The organism is Bradyrhizobium sp. Ses1 (assembly GCF_059512365.1).
Genome location: NZ_JCAMOQ010000022.1, coordinates 72,820 through 89,088 on the forward strand (window position 1 = coordinate 72,820; position 16,269 = coordinate 89,088).

Sequence of the window (16,269 nt, forward strand, 5' to 3'; positions counted from 1 at the left end):
GGTCGAATCCTTCAGCGCAGACCGAAAAACGAAAGGATGGCCAGGATGACGACGATCAGGCCAACCAGATAGATCAGCTGGTTCATTTCAATCCTCCTCGATCGCTTGATAAGCGCAGGCGGGTTCGGAAAGTTCCTTTCAGACCTGATGATGCGGCGCAAAACGTTCTGTGATGGTTTTTCGTTCGCGGTGATCGCGCTGGAACGTTGCGGGCCGGAAAAGCCGAAAGGCTGCACACCGCTACTGATGCAGCCTGCACCCAGCGGAGCATCAAAGACCATTGTCGATCACAATCAGCCCCGCTGATTTTCAGGCGTCTGGGGATCCTTCTCGTTCGGATGCAACCCGATCGTCATTTGGACTTGGGGAACAGGATGCTACGGCTTCTTCCACTTCCTTGACCAGCGCTCGGTGGTGTTCAGCGAGCTTGGCAAATAATGCTTTCTTCGTCGCATTGGTCGCCAGCTTGCTGATTAACTCGCACTCCTCGGCTTCATTCCGAAGCCTCTCCAGGTGCGCCTGCATGTCTTTCATTTTGGTGCGCCCAAACTTAGAGCTACGTCCAGCTCAGCAGCTTGTTCGATTTGCCGCGCTTGGCGGAGAAGCTTCTCCCGCTCGGCGCCCGGAGACAGATTTCTGGCGCGCGTCCGAGCCCGTTGCGCTGAGCTGATCAGTCGCTCATGCAATGAGCCGATCGGCTTGGACCGATTGCGCTTTCGTTTATTGCTCATATTGAGAGCTTAGCATCGGGCTGCCAGGGAAAATTCAACTATGTAAAGACCCTGCGCAAGGCTGCGATAAAATTGGATTGATTCTCCGACAATGGCGGCCATCCATCGCTGTCCGCTATGCCGCTGACAGCCGATCTGTTCGGGCCCGCAGCCGATCAGGGCTAGTGCCGCTGCAAAGGCTGACCTCACTTAACATGTGTGATTGTACCGCCAGGTCGCGCTGGCACAGGCTATTGCGAGGCGGTCGCTAATGCCGAAGGTAATGGGAAGAAATGATGCTCAGCGAGGAATTTAGTCAGAAGACGATCGCCGCAATGGACCTTGCGCTGGAGAGGGCATGCAGATTCCTGCCTATCGGGCTACCAGAGCATGAAACAAGGAAGTTCGTCGCAGAGAAGATCATTGAATGCGCCAAGAACGGCAACCAAACTCTTGCCGGCCTTACGGAGGTGGGACGCCGCGCGATACATGAGCTGATCGCAAGAAGGAACGAGACCGCTGATGAGATGACTTTGACCCACCCTGATGGCAAATAAGCCATGCATCTTGCTCATCGGGCTGAGGAGGTGTCGCTCAGAAGCCTCAAGCGCACCTGTTCTCGACAGGGGGGAGCGGGTTAGCGTGCCCCGCCCAAAGGGCGAGGCCGACTTTTTGCGCTGCAGCGCAGGTAATTGCCACCAGTTCAATGATGGTGCTGCCCTTGGCTTCGCCACCTCTCGCTGATCAAGCAACTCTTGCCGAGAGGAAGCGGGCTCTGGTGTCGACGCCACGATCGAGCGGGGTGCGGCGCGCCCAGAGCCCGGTTAACATAGGTTGCGACCGTAGTCGGGGACTCGCATAGTCTCTGCTCAGTCTCGGCCCGGTCAATCGGCGCGCACGCCGCCCCCTTTATGGGCCGATGTTCCTCCCGCTGAACTCCCGTGCGCCTAAATTCCGGCGTTGACCCTCGGTCGCGACAGGACAGGGCGCGCCTCGACGCTCGCTTTGCCCTTATGTGGACAGCCGCTTGATGGTCTTGACGGCCTGGTTGGGGCCGCGCCAGCCTAGGAACTCAAGCTCCTTTTCCTCAAGCGCATTCGTTGCGAGAAAGAACTGCTGGAGCTCCTGGTGCGCTCGAGAGGGAAGATCGCGGATGTCCTTCAGATCGGTCTCGAGCGGAGTGCGGTCGGGCACCGCGAACAGGCGATCGTTTCTCTCCGTCTTGCTCTTGCCTTTCTGTTCGACTTCGAGAATCCCTATCGGTCTGCACCGCAAGACCACGCCGGGATAGGATTGCGCATCGTGAATCACTAGGACGTCGAGCGGATCACCGTCCTGCGCCTTGGTCGATGGGACAAAGCCCCAATCGTACGGATAGCTGAGACCGGCCATCAGAGGCTTGGCGAGCGTAAAGACGCGCAGCTTCGGATCGAAGTCAAGCTTGCAGGTGCTTCCGCGAGGAGTCTCGATCACTGCAAAGATTTGGTCATCGCCGGCCCAGGTCGGAAGCTTAAAAAGGTTCGTCATCTTATCTTCCTGTTATCTCGCGCGGTCTGGTGCGTCAGGCCCCTGGCCGGGGGGCTCACAAAGCTTGTCGCGCCGACAAACTTATCTGTCTGCTCTTTGAGGACGCCATCAAACCATTCCTTAGCTATCGACCGCCCTCCGTTGGTTTCTCGGCCCTAGCACGGCTGCGCGCCATGCCAGCTCTCAAGAAGCGTCTCCATCGTGATCGTTTCGACCTGCTCTCCGAATCGGTTCATGTAGATATTCATCATCGCGTCGTGGGTCTCGTCAGCCGAACTGCAAAGCGCGTCCTGGACGAGAATGACGCGGAAGCCCCAGTCGACTGCGCCGAGCATGGTGCTCAGAACGCAGACGTCAGTCTCGCCGCCGGTTATGATGACCGTATCTATGTCGGCGCCGCGCAACTGCTCGTGCAGGTCGCTGCCGGTCCATGGCGAATAGACATGCTTATCGAAGACTTTGGCGGGAGGAACAAATGTCGCAAGGTCTGGGACGAGGCCAACCATGTCGGGGCCGATCTGATCGATGGTCATCGACGCCCAGCGCTCATAGTATTGCCGCCACATGCCGACGCCGTGCCCGGGCTTCCGGGCGGGAATGAAGCGGGTGAAGATGGTTCTCTCGGGGTGAGCGGACGTGATCGCGACGATGTTTGGCAAGACGCGTTCAAGCCAGGGCATCTTCCACTCGGTGCCCTCCGCAAACATTCTCTGCATGTCAACGCAGAGGTGAACCGCGCTATCGCCCGGCGCGCCATACCGAAGTGTGTCGCTCTTTGACATGGCAAATCCTGAAAACGGTCCAATCGGCGGGCTGGCTAGTTAGTTCCAATCGCCCGTGATCGCGTGCCAATGCCCCATCGCGCTTTAGGCCGCTTCCGAAACCTCCTCTTCCTCGGCTTCGAGATTGATCACCGAAGTGGCCAGTTCTGTCAGCGCTTGATCGGTCGCCTCCTCCTCGGCAAGGGTGGCCTGCAGCAGCTTCGCCGCATCCGCCATGCCAAGTTCTTCCGCCCAAGTCCGCAGGGTCCCGTAGCGGGAAATTTCGTAGTGCTCTACCGCCTGCGCTGCGGCCAAAAGCCCGGCATCGAGTGCTGGCATTCCCTTGAAGTCGCGCATGATCTCAGCGCCTTCATCGGTGATGCCATTGATGGCCTCGCATGTTTTGCCGCGGGCCGGCTTGCCAAGCATCCGGAAGATCTGATCCAGCCGCTTTACCTGTCCCTGGGTCTCGCGCAGATGTTTGTTGAAGGCGTTCGCAAGCTGCCTTGAGTGCGCTGCTTTCGCCATTTTCGGCAAGGTCTTGATGATCTTGTTTTCGGTAAAATAGATGTCCTTGAGGGTCTCGTGGAAAAGGTCGCTCAGCTTCTTCGGTTGTCGCGTCCGCCGGGATGTCGCTCGCTTGGCCATAACTCCTCCGGTGTAAGTATCTAGAATTTGACACGTCACTCGTCCTACTCGGCCGATCAACCTGCCGTGTGCTTAAAGGTTCCTAGTACATGGGCTGTTCATCGCGAGCCAAGACAACCAGCGCAGCCCGGTTGAGCCGCGCAAGCCCTCGCGACGACCCGCCGGCGCCAACGCCGCCGACACAGATCCAGATCGAAAGATCCTGGTTCGTTCAGAACGCGATGCAGATTCAGCTCGATATCGAGATAGTTGAAGAGCCAGCTCGGCATGCCGTCGAGCCAAGTCGCGCCAATCTGCAGCGCCATTTCCAGCGGCGTGATTCCAGGCGGCCCACCACAGCAGCATCACACGATCCGAACCACGATCCTGGCCCGCCAGCTTGGCCTGCTCGGTGGCCGTGTCTCCCGATGGTCTAATCTGCCGCATCTAGGTGGCTAACGATGCAGCGGCCGCAGTTAGGTATACCCAAGGTTTATTTTTGTTCGTGATGCGTCATTCAAGTTGATCTTAATTCCGCCGTTCGGAGGCTCGATTCCTCCCGCCACAGCCGGTCGTTGCTCAACGCAAGACGGTTTAACAATCCTTGTGTCGGCGATCTTCGGGGGGTATGCCCTGGAACGGGCCGACCGCGATCAATCTCGTATTCGGCCCGCCGCCGCTATAGGGAATTTGGTCGTATCCCCGCGCACCGGTGCACCCCGCTATTTGTCGATCAAAACGAGCCGTTTGCTTGGAAGGAATCTCGCCGTGACAGAATCGAAAGCCGTCATCATCGACCGGCATCCAGGCCGCTCCACCCAAACCATCGGGATTGCGCGAGAGCTTGGCACCGATCCGGATTTGATCCACGAGCCGTCGGTTGGCGTGGTCGGCACCAAAGGCGACAGCCAGTGCTACATGGGCGTGACGGCGAAGGTCGATGCCATCCACGACAGTCTCAAGAGCCGCATTGGCAAGGGCGCGGGCCAGTTGAAGCTGCGCCTGGTCCAGCCGGAATACACGATCGCGACGTCGGACGGCATCCGCAATGGCACCCGCGAAATGCGCTATTCGCTGATCGGGCGTGAAGTCACTCACGATGCGCTCTGTGAGCATCTGAGCGCGACCGGTCTCGCCGGCACCATAGCCGTCGTAGCCTGTGACAAGCCGCCGGTCGGCACGCTGGCCGCTCTCCTCGAGCACAATCAGCCCGCGATCATCATGTCGGATGGGCCGATCCATCCCGGTACCGACCCGAACACCGGCGAGAAACTCGACATCGTCAGCGCCTATCAGGTCGCCGGCAACCCCGACGCCGAGTACCGCGATCACATCGCCTGTCATGCCTGCCCCGGATACGGTAGCTGCGGCGGCATGTTCACCTACAACACCATGCAGACATTCATCGGTGTCGTCGGCATGCAGCCGCTGCACATGGTGGCGCCACCGTCCGACGATCCCCGCCGTCTCAAGGAATTCCCGGACCAGCTGGTCGAGTACCTCGCGCAAATGATCGCGAAGGACCTGAAGCCACGCGACATCGTGGTTCGCGATTCCATCCGAAACGCCGTCATCGTCGCAATGGCGGTCGGCGGTTCGACCAACGTCACCCTGCATGCGCCGGAGATCGCGCGCGCCGCAGGCTTTGCGGACTTCTGGAATGAGGTGATGACGCCGGCCGAGTTCAATCATCTGTCGCAGTATGTCGTTCCGGTCCTCACCGATGCCCGCCCGTACGGCAAGTATTCGATGGTCGACATCGACCAGGTTGGCGGCGTGCAGGTGATCGTGCGCGAATTGCTGGAGGCCGGGCTTCTCAACGGCGACGTGATGACCTGCACGGGCGAAACGCTGGCGCAGCAGGTCAAGCGCCTCGGCACCAAGGCCGTCGATGGCAGCGTGATCTATCCCGTCGCCAAGCCTTATAAGCCGACTGGAGGCCTGCGGGTTCTCGGTGGCAATTTGTCGCCGGAATTCTCGGCGATCCTGAAGCTTGCCGGCGTCGAAGGCGGACTGGAAAACAATCTGTTCCGCGGCAAGGCACGTGTGTTCGAAGGCGAGCAGGACCTGCTTGACGCGCTCGACAAGACGCCCGAGCGATTCCAGAACAACGACATGATCATCGTGCGCTACGAGGGGCCGAGCGGCGCTCCGGGCATGCCGGAGATGCTTGACCCGACCTCGCGCATCACCACGCTGTGTCGCGAGCGGGGAATCGTGGTGGCGCTGATGACCGATGCGCGGTTCTCCGGCGGATCGGTCGGCCTTGTCATCGGCCATGTCGGCCCCGAAGCGGCCCTTGGCGGACCGATCGCCCTCGTTCAGGACGGCGACGAGATCGTCGCGGATTTGAACAAGAACGAGCTCAACTGCACGGAGCTGTCGGATCCTGCCGTTCTCAGGCAGCGCAAAGCCGCATGGGACAAGGTGGTGGCTGATAACGACGGCATCCACCCGAATTGCGGCGACGCGGACACCCGCCTGCTGCACCGCGCACGGCTCACCGCCGTTCCTGCCACCCGCGGCGGCGGCCTGCATCCGAATCGCGAGGTCTGGGTGCGCCAACCGCGCGAAGCAAAGCCGTCGGGTTTTGTGCCGACGAACAAGCACCGGCCGGAGACGAAAAAGGCGTTCTAGGAACGGCGACACGGCGCCCCAGGGCGTCGTGCCCGTGCGGATGCGCGCGGTCGCCAGTATGATGCGCTCGCCCGAAGCGCGTTTGCTGGCGCCGGCGTTCCAAATTCGCCATCAACTGCTCGACGGACGTCCTCGAGTACACCATCATTGATTTCACTGGTGGGCCCGGCGGGACTCGAACCTGCAACCAGACCGTTATAAGCGGCCTATTGGTCAGCTTTGTTGATTTTGCTGCATTTCGTCCGAGTTCGATCGCTATCGTTGCGTTATGTTCTCGCCATTACTGTGCGTAGACGACCCACTCGGTCTTGCGCAGCGGCGCGAGATAAGCCGCGAAAGATTGCGCATCGGCGAGATGGGCGTCATCGCCGAAGAAGCTCAGGGCGAGCGGCGTGGTGCGTGGCGACGAGCTTCTCCAGGAACAGTCGACGGAGCAGGCGGGAGAGCACGCCTACGGGGAGGAAGAACCTCGGCCGACACGACACCCAGCGCAGGCCATCGGGCGAGATGCCGCCACCTGGCACGATCAAGTGCACATGGGGGTGATGTGGGTGAGCGCCGAGCTCCAGGTTTGCAGCACGGAGGTGATGCCGATGCGGGCACCCGGATGCTTGGGATCGGCGGCGATCGTCGGCATGGTCTCGGCCGAGACCTTGAACAGCAGATCGTACGACAGTCTTGTTCTGGTAGACGATGTCGGCGATGGCCGGCAGCGTGAACACCACATGATAGTACGGCACCGGCAAGAAGTCGGCCTCGCGGTCAGCGAGCCAGTCCTTGGCGGCGGCGCCCTGGCGTTTCGGGCAATGCCGGTTGCGGCAGGAGTTGTAGGCGATGGTCGTATAGGCGCAATCCGCGCAGTGCGCGACACGCCTTAGGCTCAGCCGAGCGGCCGGACCTCCCTGAGCTTGGGTGCGACATACTCCAGCAGGCTCATGCCCTCGCTGATCGTCTTGGTGGCAATGCGGGTATAGGGGCTCTCGTACACCGACCAAGACAAGCGTGAAGGTCGCCCTGTCGCTGGCCGCTCCACAAAGCAAGGATCAACGCCACTTTGATCTCGTCGGATGCGACCGCGAGTATGGCGGCTATGTCTTGCTCGGTCCAAATCTTGTCTTTGCGCCTGCCACGTAAGCCGGCCGGCTCGTTCGCATGGGTTCCTTTGCGAACGACATGAGCCGCGCCAACGTCGTCTAGGCGTAGTCCGCCTTGCGTGGCGTTGCGGCGAAGGAATCGCGCCGGGTTTTGAATTCACTGCGGACCCGACGATCCGCCAATGCTGCCAACGGTAGGTCTCCGAACTCGTCTTCGATCAGCTTCATATAAGCGAGGAGAGCTGGTCCCGGTTGTCTGAACAGAATCTCCGTATCGATAAGTGGAGCCTCTGCCGGGGTTAGGCTGCCGCGCGGAGCGGCAGCGAGGTCAAAGTAGGCTTGATCGGGAGTGCTGCCATCAAGGCTCGAATGTGGACCGCCTCCAGATCAACGTAGCTGAACAGCTTGCCCGTTCGATTGTCGCCGCCGCCGGCGGCGAGTGTCATTTTTTCAACGGCCTGCTAAGTGTCTCTTAAGAGAAGCGAGTTTAGCTGCACCTCAGCCAGCCTGCGAGATAGGACTATCGACCATGACCAGAGATAGAGATAATTCGGTTTCTTTGACCGATGATGAACTGGAAAACGTTGCGGGCGCCGGCGTAGCAAGCACGTTGGCCAAGAGCACTGCCTATAAGATCGGTGGAATCTTCGCGATGATCGGTGGAATCGTCGTGAAAGGGGTTGGGATGGCCGTTAGAAGCGAGAGTCTTACTCAAGATGGTCGCGAATTGATGGCCGAATCATCGCGAATGATGTCGGTGACGGACAAAAACGCGTAACTGAGATCACCTCGGCTGGCGAAGCGGCTATCGCGTCTGGGAAGCGGGAAAAAATGAATAACGGAAAAGATGAATTTGGCAAAAATTGTAAAGAGATGAAACTTTCTGATGAAGAACTAGAAAATGTCAATGGAGCAGAGAGATTAAATCTATCAATTCTCCACCCAATTGATAGTTGGGGCAAAGTGTTCGGAAAATTATTCGAGCCGTATGCGAAAACATTGGATACGCTCGCGGAAAAATCAAAGAGGAATAAGTAGTACTCTGTGAAGAACGCGGGCGCGCGCTGATTTAAGCGATCTTTTGAGCCGGGACAGTTTCGGCGAGGGATCGGATGTTGGCGCCGGGCGCGTTTGAACTGGCGGGCGTGGGTATAGCGGCCGACCATGATGGTGGCGCGCTTCGGCAGGCGCAAGTAACTCTGGCGCAGCGGCGCGCGGTTGCGCTTAGCGAGTTCGACGAGCTTGGTGATGGCCCCGATGCATCAGCCGCGCATCGGTCGGATGCGCAACGGCCTTGGGCTGCACTGTGGTATCGACCACCACCCATTCCAGGTCCTTGGGACCGATCGCCAGTTTTGTGCGCCACCAACAGACTTTCCTGGATCGGCGCTACGAGTTGCTCCTCGCCGAGCCGCTGGCGCCAGCATCGATGATCGATCGAACGGCAGCCGGTGGCAAAAGCTCAACTCACCGCAGAAGTATTGGTAATAGGGGGGCCTCGATCCCGCGGGCGCACAGCACCTCATCCGAGAGATTGTGCATGTGCTTCAGAATGAACAGGCCGGCGACAAGCCGCGTCGGCAGGCCGGGCTGCCTTTACAGCAACACGCTGGTTTTTGATGTATTCGCCTTATGTGAACGGCGCCGCTATTTCCGCCCCTCCCGAGGGAGGCCACCCAAAACGACAACGCCCGCGGGCCTTTCGGTTGGGGGCCGCGGGAAAGGTCAGCGACAGTTCACGCTTATTTAGGGCCTGCAATTCTACCTTCTGTCTATACCCGCGGCGCTTATCGGGGCTCATGCGTGCAGAGCGATACATGACAAGGAGGCTTCTTTGACCGATCACAGTTGCGGCTTCTCGGACGCAGCACGATTCAAAGCGTTCCGGGAAATGGCTCTCGCCGTCCAGAACGATCCGGACGATTCCGCCCGGTTCAATGCCAAGGTCGCCACGCCGCGAGAGCTGGTCGCCTATTCAGCTTCTCGGGGCGTGACGATCAGCGAAGCCGAGGCTCAGAACGTATTCGAGGCGGCACAGCGGCTCGTCGCGGCTCAGTCCGATGCCTCCCGCGGCGAGACGAAGCTCGACGACGCCATGCTGAACGAGGTTAACGGAGGGGTGAACTGGGCGGCAGTCGGCGGAACCATCACCAAAATTGCCAGTGTTGTCGCCGGAGGCTGGTTCGAGCGACTGATCCAAGCCGCGAGGCCGCCGGAGAAAGCTGTTCCGACGGACTTAGTGGCGGGGCCTAGCAGTTCATCCACGACAAGATAACCAGCTGTGGAGGGCCGTGTCCAGTTCAACCAGAGCGGGCACGGTTCTCAAGCGCGATCTCTTTAGTGGACGCCGCTGCGACGAACCAAGGCATGCGTTAGCAGAGCGTAGGGGCGGCCGGAACTCGGTGTCGTGGCGTTCCGAGATGATTTGTTTTCAAGCCTTAGAGCTTTTCCCATGACGACCACTCTCTTTCGCAAGGAAGCGCTCGACGGGCTGGTGGGGCCGGAGCAGCTCGATGAGATGGTGCGGGTCACCTCACCGCTCGGCTGGGTGGCACTGAGTACGGCACTCGTCATCGTCGGCGGCTGCTTGGGCTGGTCGATCTTCGGCAGCTATCGCACGACAGTTAGCGGCCAGGGCTTGCTCGTGCCGGCTGGAGGGGCCTTCGTCAGCGTTTACGCGCCCAAGGCAGGCTGGCTCGACAGTTACCGCCAACGCGGCGACACCGTAAAGAAGGGCGAGTTGCTCGCCCGGCTCAGTGCACCTGAGGACGCCGCCCGCATCGCCGACGTGGATGACCGCGTCAATCAACTCACGACACAGCGCGCGGCGCTCGCCGCTCTGCTTAACGACCACATCGAGAAAGAGACAGTCGCCGCCCGGCGCAAGCGGGAGGCCCTGCAGGAGACGATTGATCTCGGCGAGGCACGAGTACGCGAACTCAACGTATTGCTGGAGCAGCGTGAATTCCTGCAGTCAAAAGGACTGACACCATCCGAGAGAGTGATCGAAGCCCGCGAGCGACTCTTCGCTGCCCGCGAATCGATTTCGCGGGCTCGCACTGAGTTGCTCTCTCTTGACGCCTCACTGCTGTCTCTGCGCCGCCAGTCCGACCAGGAACTTGCCGCCATGGACCGACAGCTCCGCGACGCGGAAGGGCAACGTGCTCAGACGCACCTAAGCGAGAATCTGGCGACCACCATCGTGGCGCGGGGCGACGGCATCATCACGACCAACGAAGCCGGCGACCATGCTCTGGTCAGCGCGGGCCAGAAACTGATGGTGATCGAACAGGGCGGCCCGCGGCTTGATGCGCTGCTCTATGTGCCGGCCGATAGCGGCAAGGAAGTCAAGCTGGGCATGCAGGTGCGCCTGTCGCCCTCGGTTGCCAAGAAAGAGGAGTATGGGACGCTGGTCGGCACTGTCGTGCAGGTCGACGAGAGCCCGGAAAACGAGGCGGCGCTGGCCCAACGCCTCGGCAATCCCGACCTCGCCCGTCTCTTCACCAAAGCCGGACCTCCGCTCCAGCTCGTCGTACGGATCAACCCCGGTGCTCATGGACCCGATAGTTATGCCTGGACCTCAAAGCGCGGCGAGCAGATAGCGCTCACCTCGACGACCCTCCTGGAAGGGCAGGTCACGGTGAAGTCTGGCAATCCGATCGAATTGTTCATCCCTGCACTACGGCGGTTCGTCGGCCTATGAGCAGGAATTTCCTGACGCGCTTTCCGCGCACCTCCCGCAGGCCGGTTCCGACCGTTCTGCAGATGGAGGCCGTCGAGTGCGGCGCTGCCTGCCTCGCGATGGTGCTCGCATATCACGGGAAGTGGGTGCCGCTCGAGGAGCTGCGCGTCGCCTGTGGCGTCTCGCGCGACGGCAGCAAGGCGAAGAATGTGGTGCGCGCCGCGCGCCGCTACGGTCTGGAGGCCGAGGGCTGGCGCACCGAGCCGGCCAACCTTGCCGGCAAGCCGCTGCCCGCAATCCTGTTCTGGGAATTCAATCATTTCGTCGTGCTGGAAGGGATCGGCCGCAAGGTCGTCTACCTCAACGACCCGGCGACCGGCCCGCGCACGGTCACCCATGAAGAGTTCAATCGCGCCTTCACCGGCGTGATGCTGCAGATGACGCCGGGTGCCGATTTCCAGCCGTCCGGCGCGCGGCCGAATGTCTGGCAGGCGGTGCGCGATCAGCTCGCCCCCTCGCGTGGCGCGGTCGCCTTCCTGGTGCTGGCCGGCGCAGCCGCGCTGATGCCCGGCGTGTTCGTGCCGGCCGCGACCAAGATCTTCGTCGACGACATACTGGTTCGTCACCTCACCGATTGGATCCGCCCTCTCCTGTTCGGCCTCGCTTGCGCGGCGCTCTTGGGGGGCCTGTTAAGTTGGCTACAGGGATACTTCCTGGCGCGCCTGCAATGGAAGCTCGGGGTTTCGCTGGGTCTGCGTCTGACTTGGCACCTGATGCGGCTGTCGCCGAGCTTCTTCGCCCAGCGCTACGCAGGCGACGTCGCGAGCAGGCTCGCGACGACGGAGCGGGCCTGCGACCTCATCGGCAGCCAGGTTTCGGCGCTGCTGGTGACTGGGCTCGCTGCCCTGTTCTATGGTGCCCTGATGGCGGTCTACGATCCGGTACTGGCCGGGATCGGACTGGCGCTCGCGCTCGTCAATGTCGTCTTCACGCGGCTGATCGCGCGGCGGCAGGAGAACGCCGCACGCACCGTGATGCGTGAGCAGGCCGTGCTCGGCAGCCTCTCGATCAGCGGCGTGCAGTCGATCGAGACGCTCAAGGCGACAGCATCCGAGGACGACTTCCTGAACCGCTGGGCCAACGCTCAGGCCCGGACCATGAATGCGGTCCATCGCGCACAAGTGCCGCTGCAACTGCTGGGACTGATCCCACGTGCGCTCGGCGCACTCACCATGGCGGCGATCCTCGGCGTCGGTGGTCTGCGCGCCGTGGACGGGCTGATCACCGTCGGCACCCTCGCCGCGTTCCAGACGGTGCTGTCGAGCTTCCTCTCTCAGGTGAACGGCCTCGTCGGGGTTGCTTCCGGAATGCGCGAGCTGCGCGTCGCCATGGAGCGCGTCGACGACGTGCTGCGCTACCCGCTCGAGCGTTCCGATGCGGCTGAGGTGACGCTGGTGGACGACAACGCGTCGCTCCGCCTGTCCGGCGCAATCGAGATCCGTGATCTGGCCTACGGCTACAATCCACTCGAACCGCCTCTGGTCGAGAGCTTTTCCCTCGCGGTCGCCCCGGGCGCGCGCATCGCCCTGGTCGGTGCCTCCGGTAGCGGCAAATCCACCATCGCGCGATTGCTGGTCGGCCTCGCCGATCCCTGGTCGGGCGGCATCGCCTTCGATGGGCGGGAATCCGGCCAGGTCCCACGGAGCGTGCGCACCGCTTCGATTGCTTATGTCGACCAGAACGTGGTCCTGATGGAGGGCAGCGTGCGCGAAAACCTGACCCTGTGGCAGCCGCAGGTGAGTGAGCGCAGCATGGTCGAGGCCGCCCGCGATGCCGAACTGCACGAGACCATTGCCGCGCGCCCCGGCGGCTACGAGGCCGAGGTCAGCGAGGGCGGCAGCAACTGGTCGGGCGGCCAGGCCCAACGGCTAGAGATCGCACGCGCGCTCGCGCTGGAGCCAAGCATCCTCGTGCTCGACGAAGCAACCTCTGCGCTCGACGCGCTGACCGAAGCCGCCATCCTCGACAATCTGCGTCGCCGCGGCTGCACCATCATCCTCGTCACGCACCGCCTCAGCGCGATCCGCGACTGCGACGAGATCCTGGTGCTCGACCGCGGCCGGATCGTTGAGCGCGGATCCCACGAAGCTCTTTACGGGCAGGCCGGCATCTACACGGAGCTGCTCCGTGCTGCATGAACCTCCCCACCGGATCGCCGTCTCGGACGCGGCGGCGATCGATCGCAGCGGAGCCGTGATCATCGAGGCATGCGGCCTCCGAGTTGAGGCCGGAACGGCTGATCTCTACCTCGACTGGCCTGGCCGGGCGGGACGCCGGCGGCGCCTCGTTACACTTGGGCGCGGCGAGATCGCCTTGCCGATCACGGTGCCATCAGGCGCCGCCGAGATGCGGCTCATCGCCTTCCCGGCGCCGGCCGCCCACCTGTCGACCTTCGCAATCGACGCCTTCCTCGCGAGCCTCGATGACGGCGAAGCCAGCGCCGGCGGGGCTGCCGAGGCCTGGATCGAGCGGACGATCCGCACCGTTAGCGTGCCTCTCTCGGGCTCGCCTGCTGTTCTCGACCAGGGGGACACCTGGCTCGAACCTGGCCATGTCGTCAGGCCGGCGCAGGGACTGCTCTGGGTTACGATCGCCGAGGGCACGATCCTGACCGACCTCCGCGGGGCCGGGCCGGACGGCCCCGGCACTCCGCCGATCCCGGTCAGCGCGGCCAGCGGTGGCATCGCCACCGATCAAGGCGCCACGATCGACTGCCGGACCAGCGCCGCACTCGCCGCCGAGAGAAGCCTTGCGCGTGCGATCCTCGGCCACCAGGAGCGCTTCGCTCGCGCTTTGGCGGCGGCAGACGCGGATCGGAAATCGGAAGAAGCGGCGCTGATCATCGGCAAGGCCACCCGCGACCGCACCGTGGTGGCTGCGGTCATCGAGCCGCTTGTGACCCGGTCCATTGTCGGGGCGCCGCGCAACAACTCGCTCGCCGCGGCCTTCCGCGCTGTCGCTGAGGCGGCTGCCATCACCTTGCCCTCGACTCCGCCACCGGAAGCTGCGGAAATCAACACTCCGCCGAGCGGGCGCCAACTGGCGGCGCTCGCGGCCTGGGCGGGGATACGTCTGCGACGAATCCGGCTCAAGCCGGGCTGGTGGCGCCAGGGCGGCCACCCGGTGCTCGGCTTTCGCCGCGAGGACGGCGCACCCGTTGCGCTGATCGCCGGCACGGGCTGGCGCGGCGGCTACCACATCTGGGAGGACGGCCGACGCCGGCGCGTCGGTGCGCAGCCCGCAGCTGACCTCGCCGAATACGGCTATGTCCTGCAGCGCCGCCTGCCGGACGCGCCGATCAACGGCCGCGGCCTGCTAAGCTTTGCGTTTCCCCTTGCCCGGCCGATGCTCGCCGCCGTGCTCATGCTTGGACTCGCGGGCTGCCTGCTCGGCCTGGTGACGCCGGTGGCAACCGAGATCTTGCTCGAAAACGTGATCCCCGCGGCGTCGCGCTCCGAACTTCTCCAACTCGCGATCGGCATCGCGGCACTCGGCCTCGGTGGCGTCGTGTTCGAGCTCGTGCGCAGCTTCCTGCTGCTGCGGCTCGCGACACTCTTGAACACCGATCTCGAAGGCGCGGTGTGGGACCGCCTCCTGCGCCTCCCTGCCGGCTTCTTCCGCAACTACGCCTCGGGCGATCTCGCCCTGCGCGCCGCCGCGATCAACCAGATGCGCGACGCGGTCAGCGGAACGGTGATCGGCTCGCTGCTGTCCTCGGTTTTCTCGGTCTCCAGTCTCGCGTTGATCCTGTATTATAATTGGCGCCTGGCTCTGGTTGCGATCGCCCTCGTCATCGTCCAGCTCGGCGTCATGATCGCGATCAACCTGCGGGCGCTGACCCTGAAGCGGCAGGCCCTCGATACGGAGGGACGGCTCCAGGCCCTGGCGCTGCAGCTGATCCAGGGCATCAGCAAGTTGAAGGTCGCCGGCGCGGAGGCACGCGGTTTTGCCCGCTGGGCGCCGATCTTCATCAAGCGGCGCGAATTTGAATTCCGCCAGAGCAGCCTGTCGGCCGGCTTCTCCGCCTTCGGGACTGCGTTCGGCACCGCCGCCGTTGCGCTGCTGATCGGCATCGTCGGCCTCGGCGGCATCGAAATCGGGATTGGCCGGTTCGTTGCGTTCAACGCTGCCTACGGGCAATTCATGTCCGCCACCCTGGCGCTTGCAGGCGCCCTGCCTGCCCTGCTCTCGCTGCGCCTGCTCTACGGACGCGCCGCACCGCTGCTCGCCGCCACGCCTGAGAATCTCGGCTCCCGCGGCGCGACGCATGACCTGCGCGGCGGCATCGAAGTCAGCAATGTGGTCTTCCGCTATCGGGCGGACGGCCCCGCCGTCCTCGGCGGCGTCTCGATCTCGGCGCGTCCGGGCGAGTTCATAGGCATCGTCGGCGCTTCGGGTTCGGGCAAATCGACCTTGATGCGGGTCCTGCTCGGCTTCGAGACACCGGAGCGCGGATCGGTGTTCTTCGACGACCAGGAGCTGGCAAATCTCGACCTGCATGCCGTGCGCCGGCAGATGGGCGTGGTGCTGCAATCGAGCCGCACGACGAGCGGCAGCCTGTTGGACAACATCCTCAATGGCGCCGTCCTGACCGAGGCGGATGCCTGGGAGGCGGCACGTCTGGCCGGCCTGGACGACGACATCCGGGCGATGCCGATGCGCATGCACACCTTCGTTGGCGAGGACGCGTTGCTGCTGTCAGGCGGGCAGCGGCAGCGGCTGCTGATCGCGCGCGCGGTGGTGCGCCGCCCGCGAATCCTGTTGTTCGACGAAGCGACGAGCGCGCTCGACAACCGTACGCAGCAGATCGTCTCCGAGGGATTGAAGCGACTCGACGCCACGCGCATCGTCGTCGCGCATCGCCTCTCGACCGTGCAGAACGCCGACCGGATCTATGTGCTCGAGGCCGGCAAGGTCGTCGAGGAAGGCAGCTATCAGGAACTCCTCGATCGAGGCGGCCTATTCGCCGAGCTGGCGTTCCGTCAGACCGCGTGACCCGAAAATCGCATGACCAAGTTAAAATCTTCATCGCAAGCGATCTGCAAGACGGAAGACATTAAGCTGAACGACGCCGATCTTCCAAGCTGAAATGGGGCATGGCTCATATCGAACGGATGCGAGAGCTATGCCGCGAAGAAGCAAGGGGGCAAGACTTCAGCTCAAGGCCACCG

15 protein-coding genes and 1 pseudogene are annotated in these 16,269 nt (G+C 62.7%); 8 read left to right on the forward strand and 8 right to left on the reverse strand.

From position 1 onward, the window contains the following. Positions 1–11 precede the first annotated feature (11 nt). Positions 12–281: a hypothetical protein gene (locus AC5ZG5_RS24125; protein WP_456642133.1), complete on the reverse strand. Its 270-nt coding sequence runs from the start codon at positions 279–281 to the stop codon at positions 12–14. A gap of 28 nt (positions 282–309) precedes the next feature. Then, positions 310–534 carry a hypothetical protein gene (locus AC5ZG5_RS24130; RefSeq protein WP_456642132.1) on the reverse strand — a complete coding sequence of 75 codons (225 nt, stop codon included), beginning with the start codon at positions 532–534 and terminating at the stop codon, positions 310–312. 472 nt (positions 535–1,006) lie between these two features. On the opposite strand from AC5ZG5_RS24130, the gene AC5ZG5_RS24135 reads away from it, so the two are divergent. Continuing rightward, positions 1,007–1,267 carry a hypothetical protein gene (locus tag AC5ZG5_RS24135; protein ID WP_080663590.1) on the forward strand — a complete coding sequence of 87 codons (261 nt, stop codon included), beginning with the start codon at positions 1,007–1,009 and terminating at the stop codon, positions 1,265–1,267. Positions 1,268–1,721: 454 nt separating this feature from the next. Here AC5ZG5_RS24135 and AC5ZG5_RS24140 read toward each other — a convergent pair whose 3' ends face one another. The 3 genes from AC5ZG5_RS24140 to AC5ZG5_RS24150 all read right to left on the reverse strand — a co-directional run bounded on the left by AC5ZG5_RS24140 (position 1,722) and on the right by AC5ZG5_RS24150 (position 3,646). Next, positions 1,722–2,237: an inorganic diphosphatase gene (locus AC5ZG5_RS24140; protein ID WP_028162302.1), complete on the reverse strand. Its 516-nt coding sequence runs from the start codon at positions 2,235–2,237 to the stop codon at positions 1,722–1,724. Positions 2,238–2,392: 155 nt separating this feature from the next. Next, positions 2,393–3,019, reverse strand: a complete 627-nt coding sequence (locus AC5ZG5_RS24145) for a cysteine hydrolase family protein (RefSeq protein WP_456642131.1) — start codon at positions 3,017–3,019, stop codon at positions 2,393–2,395. An 84-nt stretch (positions 3,020–3,103) separates the two neighbouring features. Continuing rightward, positions 3,104–3,646 (reverse strand): YciE/YciF ferroxidase family protein, encoded by a 543-nt coding sequence (locus AC5ZG5_RS24150; protein WP_028162304.1) that lies wholly within the window; start codon positions 3,644–3,646, stop codon positions 3,104–3,106. A gap of 747 nt (positions 3,647–4,393) precedes the next feature. Between AC5ZG5_RS24150 and AC5ZG5_RS24155 the strand changes: the two genes are divergently transcribed. Continuing rightward, positions 4,394–6,262 (forward strand): dihydroxy-acid dehydratase domain-containing protein, encoded by a 1,869-nt coding sequence (locus tag AC5ZG5_RS24155; RefSeq protein WP_456642130.1) that lies wholly within the window; start codon positions 4,394–4,396, stop codon positions 6,260–6,262. Positions 6,263–6,624: 362 nt separating this feature from the next. Here the strand turns inward: AC5ZG5_RS24155 and AC5ZG5_RS24160 are convergent, their stop codons facing one another. Continuing rightward, positions 6,625–7,146: an IS91 family transposase gene (locus tag AC5ZG5_RS24160; RefSeq protein WP_456642197.1), complete on the reverse strand. Its 522-nt coding sequence runs from the start codon at positions 7,144–7,146 to the stop codon at positions 6,625–6,627. A 509-nt stretch (positions 7,147–7,655) separates the two neighbouring features. Continuing rightward, a complete protein-coding gene (locus tag AC5ZG5_RS24165; RefSeq protein WP_456642129.1) occupies positions 7,656–7,802 on the reverse strand; it encodes a hypothetical protein in 147 nt (48 codons plus the stop codon). Between the two features lie 83 nt (positions 7,803–7,885). On the opposite strand from AC5ZG5_RS24165, the gene AC5ZG5_RS24170 reads away from it, so the two are divergent. Both AC5ZG5_RS24170 and AC5ZG5_RS24175 read left to right on the forward strand, forming a co-directional pair. After that, a complete protein-coding gene (locus tag AC5ZG5_RS24170; RefSeq protein ID WP_456642202.1) occupies positions 7,886–8,134 on the forward strand; it encodes a hypothetical protein in 249 nt (82 codons plus the stop codon). Positions 8,135–8,187: 53 nt separating this feature from the next. Continuing rightward, the gene (locus tag AC5ZG5_RS24175) at positions 8,188–8,394 is read left to right on the forward strand and encodes a hypothetical protein (RefSeq protein ID WP_456642201.1); all 207 of its coding nucleotides are present in this window, start codon (positions 8,188–8,190) and stop codon (positions 8,392–8,394) included. An 80-nt stretch (positions 8,395–8,474) separates the two neighbouring features. On the opposite strand, the pseudogene AC5ZG5_RS24180 reads toward AC5ZG5_RS24175, so the two are convergent. Next, positions 8,475–8,949 (reverse strand): annotated as a pseudogene (locus AC5ZG5_RS24180) (transposase); the annotation flags it as partial. A 241-nt stretch (positions 8,950–9,190) separates the two neighbouring features. Here AC5ZG5_RS24180 and AC5ZG5_RS24185 point away from each other — a divergent pair. The 4 genes from AC5ZG5_RS24185 to AC5ZG5_RS24200 all read left to right on the forward strand — a co-directional run bounded on the left by AC5ZG5_RS24185 (position 9,191) and on the right by AC5ZG5_RS24200 (position 16,093). After that, positions 9,191–9,631: a hypothetical protein gene (locus tag AC5ZG5_RS24185; RefSeq protein ID WP_456642128.1), complete on the forward strand. Its 441-nt coding sequence runs from the start codon at positions 9,191–9,193 to the stop codon at positions 9,629–9,631. Between the two features lie 219 nt (positions 9,632–9,850). Beyond that, complete coding sequence (locus tag AC5ZG5_RS24190; RefSeq protein ID WP_496165469.1) at positions 9,851–11,059, forward strand: NHLP bacteriocin system secretion protein; 1,209 nt, start codon at positions 9,851–9,853, stop codon at positions 11,057–11,059. Next, on the forward strand, positions 11,056–13,236 hold the full coding sequence (locus tag AC5ZG5_RS24195; RefSeq protein ID WP_456642126.1) for an NHLP family bacteriocin export ABC transporter peptidase/permease/ATPase subunit: 2,181 nt from the start codon (positions 11,056–11,058) through the stop codon (positions 13,234–13,236). The genes AC5ZG5_RS24190 and AC5ZG5_RS24195 overlap by 4 nt, the downstream gene beginning before the upstream one ends. Beyond that, positions 13,226–16,093 (forward strand): NHLP bacteriocin export ABC transporter permease/ATPase subunit, encoded by a 2,868-nt coding sequence (locus tag AC5ZG5_RS24200; protein ID WP_456642125.1) that lies wholly within the window; start codon positions 13,226–13,228, stop codon positions 16,091–16,093. The genes AC5ZG5_RS24195 and AC5ZG5_RS24200 overlap by 11 nt, the downstream gene beginning before the upstream one ends. The last annotated feature ends 176 nt before the right edge of the window (positions 16,094–16,269 follow it).

Excerpts from the sequence above, each read along its gene's own strand:
- AC5ZG5_RS24175 (WP_456642201.1), top strand. The coding sequence starts at position 8,188 with ATGAATAACGGAAAAGATGAATTTGGCAAAAATTGTAAAGAGATGAAA.
- AC5ZG5_RS24140 (WP_028162302.1), bottom strand. The coding sequence starts at position 2,237 with ATGACGAACCTTTTTAAGCTTCCGACCTGGGCCGGCGATGACCAAATC.
- AC5ZG5_RS24130 (WP_456642132.1), bottom strand. The coding sequence starts at position 534 with ATGAAAGACATGCAGGCGCACCTGGAGAGGCTTCGGAATGAAGCCGAG.
- AC5ZG5_RS24170 (WP_456642202.1), top strand. The coding sequence starts at position 7,886 with ATGACCAGAGATAGAGATAATTCGGTTTCTTTGACCGATGATGAACTG.
- AC5ZG5_RS24165 (WP_456642129.1), bottom strand. The coding sequence starts at position 7,802 with ATGACACTCGCCGCCGGCGGCGGCGACAATCGAACGGGCAAGCTGTTC.
- AC5ZG5_RS24150 (WP_028162304.1), bottom strand. The coding sequence starts at position 3,646 with ATGGCCAAGCGAGCGACATCCCGGCGGACGCGACAACCGAAGAAGCTG.
- AC5ZG5_RS24145 (WP_456642131.1), bottom strand. The coding sequence starts at position 3,019 with ATGTCAAAGAGCGACACACTTCGGTATGGCGCGCCGGGCGATAGCGCG.
- AC5ZG5_RS24135 (WP_080663590.1), top strand. The coding sequence starts at position 1,007 with ATGCTCAGCGAGGAATTTAGTCAGAAGACGATCGCCGCAATGGACCTT.
- AC5ZG5_RS24125 (WP_456642133.1), bottom strand. The coding sequence starts at position 281 with ATGGTCTTTGATGCTCCGCTGGGTGCAGGCTGCATCAGTAGCGGTGTG.
- AC5ZG5_RS24195 (WP_456642126.1), top strand. The coding sequence starts at position 11,056 with ATGAGCAGGAATTTCCTGACGCGCTTTCCGCGCACCTCCCGCAGGCCG.